Origin of the sequence: Methanocrinis sp. (genome assembly GCF_049974945.1) — an archaeon.
Classification (GTDB): domain Archaea; phylum Halobacteriota; class Methanosarcinia; order Methanotrichales; family Methanotrichaceae; genus Methanocrinis.
This window is the reverse complement of record NZ_JBNGCU010000103.1, coordinates 1,618-5,391: the sequence shown is the minus strand read 5'-3', so window position 1 is coordinate 5,391 and position 3,774 is coordinate 1,618. Positions and strand designations below refer to the sequence as shown.

At 60.5% G+C, this 3,774-nt stretch carries 4 protein-coding genes; 2 read left to right on the top strand and 2 right to left on the bottom strand.

Annotation, left to right across the window (positions count from 1 at the left end; all coding sequences use genetic code 11):
* Positions 1-273 precede the first annotated feature (273 nt).
* On the bottom strand, positions 274-897 hold the full coding sequence (locus ACP5EL_RS08925; RefSeq protein ID WP_428402161.1) for an orotate phosphoribosyltransferase-like protein: 624 nt from the start codon (positions 895-897) through the stop codon (positions 274-276).
* Positions 894-1,355, bottom strand: a complete 462-nt coding sequence (locus tag ACP5EL_RS08920; protein WP_428402160.1) for an NOB1 family endonuclease — start codon at positions 1,353-1,355, stop codon at positions 894-896. Before ACP5EL_RS08920 ends, ACP5EL_RS08925 begins: the two co-directional genes overlap by 4 nt.
* 127 nt (positions 1,356-1,482) lie before the next feature.
* On the opposite strand from ACP5EL_RS08920, the gene ACP5EL_RS08915 reads away from it, so the two are divergent.
* Entirely contained in the window at positions 1,483-1,905 is a 423-nt protein-coding gene (locus ACP5EL_RS08915; RefSeq protein WP_428402159.1) for a hypothetical protein, read from the top strand.
* A 14-nt stretch (positions 1,906-1,919) separates the two neighbouring features.
* Positions 1,920-3,683 carry a ribosome biogenesis/translation initiation ATPase RLI gene (locus ACP5EL_RS08910; protein ID WP_428402158.1) on the top strand — a complete coding sequence of 588 codons (1,764 nt, stop codon included), beginning with the start codon at positions 1,920-1,922 and terminating at the stop codon, positions 3,681-3,683.
* The last annotated feature ends 91 nt before the right edge of the window (positions 3,684-3,774 follow it).

Below are 3,774 nucleotides of genomic sequence, written 5' to 3'. Positions count from 1 at the left end.
CTTCGCCTCTTTGCCGAGCTGGATCGGGTCCAGGACCTTGTACTTCACTTCGCCGAAGCTCGGAGCCTGGGCGTCTTCTGCAAAGGCTGGCGAGGCCAGGGCTAAGAGCAGCACCAGGGCTGCAAGATGGGCGACATGACAGATTCTCAAACTCATGATGATCCTCCTGATTGTAATTGGTCAGATGTACATATAAATTTTTAGGGTGCAGAATAGCTAAAAAGATCTGTTAAAAAGATCTCCTCCAGGCCCCTGAGTTCGGGCCTGAATTCTTCAGTTGACCCTCATGATCTGGAGAAGGGAGCAGACGGGAACCCCGACGATCTCGTCGATCCCCTTCTTGTCCAGGAGGACGCCGATGGCGTTGGTCGAGGCGCCGTGGTCGTTCAGCTCCTCCACGGCCTCCTCCAGGGTCCTTCCGGAGGTGATGACGTCGTCGACGACGACGCACTCGGCGTCGCAGACGTCCGAGAAGTTGGTGCTGAATATTCCCCGAAACTCCGTCTCCCCCTTCTCCGTGGACCACCTCTGCTTGGTGGGGGTGTAAACCGCGAGCTCAGCCCCCAGCACCTCGGCCACCATGCTGGCCAGGGGAACGCCGCTGAGAGCGATCCCGACCACCACCTCCACGCCGGCGTCGGTGCAATCCAGGCATTCTTCGATCATATCGGTGAGGGCGAGGGAGACTTGCCGGAGCCGGATCGAGCTCTTCCCGATGCTGCTCCAGTCGACGGAGACGTCTTTGGGTCCCTGGACCCCCGCCTTCTTCTCGCCGTGGGTGAGAAGCCAGGTGACCGTCTCACGAGAGATGTTCAGCTCCTCGGCGATCTGTCCCTCCACCAGGCCCTCCGCCTTCAGCTCGGATGCCTTTTCTATCAAACTATCTATATTTTTCATCTGTAACCCCCCTTTCTTTCTCTTGCAGGCGTGCCGCAGACTGGACACTCTTCGCCCTCGAAGGGCCTGCCGCAGCCGATGCACCTCTGGGTCCGCAACACGATCTTTCGGATCCGGGGCAGGGCCACCGGCTCCACCTCCAGGCCCAGGTTTAGGGCCGCGTTCTGAAGGGCGTAATCGTCGGTGGCGAGCTTCGCTGAGAGCTCCAGGGCTTTGGCCAGAAGCTCCAGGTCGACCTCGGAGAGGACGGCGGCGTCCCCCGTCTTCCGGGCGGCGGCCTTCGCCCTCTCCAGCGCCTCTGACGAAGGCGCCTCGATCCTCGCCCCGGAGATCTGAAGCCGCATCCGGGATCGGATGTCCTTCAGCTCGGCCTCGACGCCGGGCACAGTGACGACCTCTCCCTCCAGAGCCTTCCCGTATATGAACGCCGACGAGTCTGCGACGATGAGCGCATCCATCCCGGAACTTTTGGCCTCAATACTACTTGGACTTTGCCTTGATCCGGGGCAGGGTGGCGAAAAGAGTGCGGCCGCCCAGACCAAAACGCTATTATGATATGATGCCACCCAGGGCAGGGAGGATCCCATGGCCAAGAAGAGGAAGAAGTCGAAGAGCGCTCAAAAAGGAGCAGCTGCGGCCACAGATGAGTTGAAGGCGAAAGATGAGAAGAAGAACAACAACCTTCCGAAGAAGGACGCAAAAGAGAGGAAGAAGGCGAGAGCCGACGGCATAGTCATGACCCTTTACCCCGCGGTGCTGGGCGCCATCTTCGGATTTGCGAGCCTCTCGCTCTTCGGGACCGGCATCCCAGCGGAGGGGTCGGCGGGGATGGCCTACCCCTGGTACTTCGTCATTACCCTCGTCATCGCCATCACCTTCTACGTCCAGAAGTTCACCTACCCCTATCTGAAGATCAACGTCGATGAGTTCAAGACCAAGGACTGGTTCTACGTCGAGTTCATAGCCGTCGACCTGTGGCTCGTATCCTGGACCCTCCTCCTCAACTGAATCGGGTGGGACTGATGAGGATCGCTGTAATCAACCGGGATCGGTGTCAGCCCAAGAAGTGCGCCCGCGAGTGTGAGTACTTCTGCCCGCCGGTGAGGACCGGCGATGAGACGATCACCTTCGTCGACGGAAAGCCGCAGATCACCGAGAACCTCTGCGTAGGCTGCGGGATCTGCGTCCGTAAGTGCCCCTTCGGGGCGATAGCGATTATAAACCTCCCCGACGAGCTGGAGAACCCCACCCACCGCTACGGCAAAAACGGCTTCGCTCTATACGGCCTGCCCGTCCCCACCGAGGGGAGGGTGACGGGCCTTCTGGGGCCGAACGGGATCGGAAAGAGCACCGCCGTGGCCATCCTCTCGGGCCTCATGGCCCCGAACCTGGGGAGGGGGGCCTCCTGGGACGAGGTGATCGAGAGCTACTCAGGCTCTGCCCTCGGCGACTACCTGAGAAGGGTGGTCGAGAAAGGGGTGAAGACCGCCTATAAGCCCCAGTACGTCGACCGGATACCGAAGAGCTACTCTGGGTCGGTGAACGGTCTTCTTGAGAAGACCGACGAGCGCGGTGTTCTCTCGGACCTCGCAGAGAAGATGAACCTCTCGCCTCTGATGGAGCGGGAGATATCGAGCCTCAGCGGAGGAGAGCTACAGAGGGTAGCGATAGTCGCCTGTGCCGCAAGAGACGCTGACGTCTACTTCTTCGACGAGATCAGCCCTTACCTGGACATCTACCAGAGGATCAACGCAGCCTCGGCGATCAGGGAGCTCTCCGAGACCAGGTCTGTGATGGTGGTGGAGCACGACCTCGCTCTCCTCGACCTTCTGGCCGAGAACGTCCATCTGGTCTACGGGACTCCGGGGGTCTACGGCGTCATAACCCGGCCGAAGGGGGTGAGGGTGGGGATCAATCAGTACATAAAGGGCTACTTCTCCGAGGAGAATATCAGGGTCCGGTCGGAGTCGATAGTCTTCGAGGTCCACGCACCGAGGGTGGAGAAGGACGTTCCGCTCCTCGTAGAGTACGAGAACTTCACCAAGGAGTACTCTCAGTTCGTTCTGGAGGCGGAGCGGGGCGAGATCAGGAGGGGTGAGGTGGTCGGAATTCTGGGGCCGAACGGGATCGGAAAGAGCACCTACATCAAGATCCTGGCGGGGGTGGAGGAGCCGACGACCGGAAACCTCGACCTGAAGCTGAAGGTCTCCTACAAGCCCCAGTACCTGAAGGCTGAGAGCGACCTCTCTGTCCAGGGATTTCTCCGCAAGATCACGCCGGAGTTCGACTCCAGCTACTACCAGTCGGAGTTCGTAAAGCCGATGGGCCTGGAGAAGCTTCTGGACCAGACGATGGATGAGCTATCGGGCGGCGAGCTTCAGAGGGTGGCGGTCGTGGGATGTCTCAGCCGGGACGCCGATCTGTACCTCCTGGATGAGCCGTCTGCCCACCTGGACGTCGAGCAGAGGATGATGGCCGCGAAGGTGATGCGAAGGTTTGCCGAGAGCACCGAGCGGTCGGTCCTGGTGGTGGACCACGACATATACCTGATCGACCTTCTCAGCGAGAAGCTGATGGTCTTCGAGGGGGAGGCGGGGGAGAGGGGCGTCGCCCATCCGCCGGTCAAGATGAGGGAGGGGATGAACCGGTTCCTCGCGAGCATCGGGATCACCTTCAGGAGGGACGAGGACACCCAGCGGCCGAGGGTGAACAAGCCGGGGTCGAGGCTTGACCGAGCCCAGAGGCAGTCGGGCGAGTACTACTATTACGCCGACGACGCCGCCTGAAGGCCATCTCCCCCTTTCTCGACCTTTTCCCTTCCTCCCGTTCTTCGTCCATCTTCCCTCTCCACCTTTATCTCTCATCTCCTCCCGCTCT

Excerpts from the sequence above, each read along its gene's own strand:
- ACP5EL_RS08920 (WP_428402160.1), bottom strand. The coding sequence starts at position 1,355 with ATGGATGCGCTCATCGTCGCAGACTCGTCGGCGTTCATATACGGGAAG.
- ACP5EL_RS08915 (WP_428402159.1), top strand. The coding sequence starts at position 1,483 with ATGGCCAAGAAGAGGAAGAAGTCGAAGAGCGCTCAAAAAGGAGCAGCT.
- ACP5EL_RS08925 (WP_428402161.1), bottom strand. The coding sequence starts at position 897 with ATGAAAAATATAGATAGTTTGATAGAAAAGGCATCCGAGCTGAAGGCG.
- ACP5EL_RS08910 (WP_428402158.1), top strand. The coding sequence starts at position 1,920 with ATGAGGATCGCTGTAATCAACCGGGATCGGTGTCAGCCCAAGAAGTGC.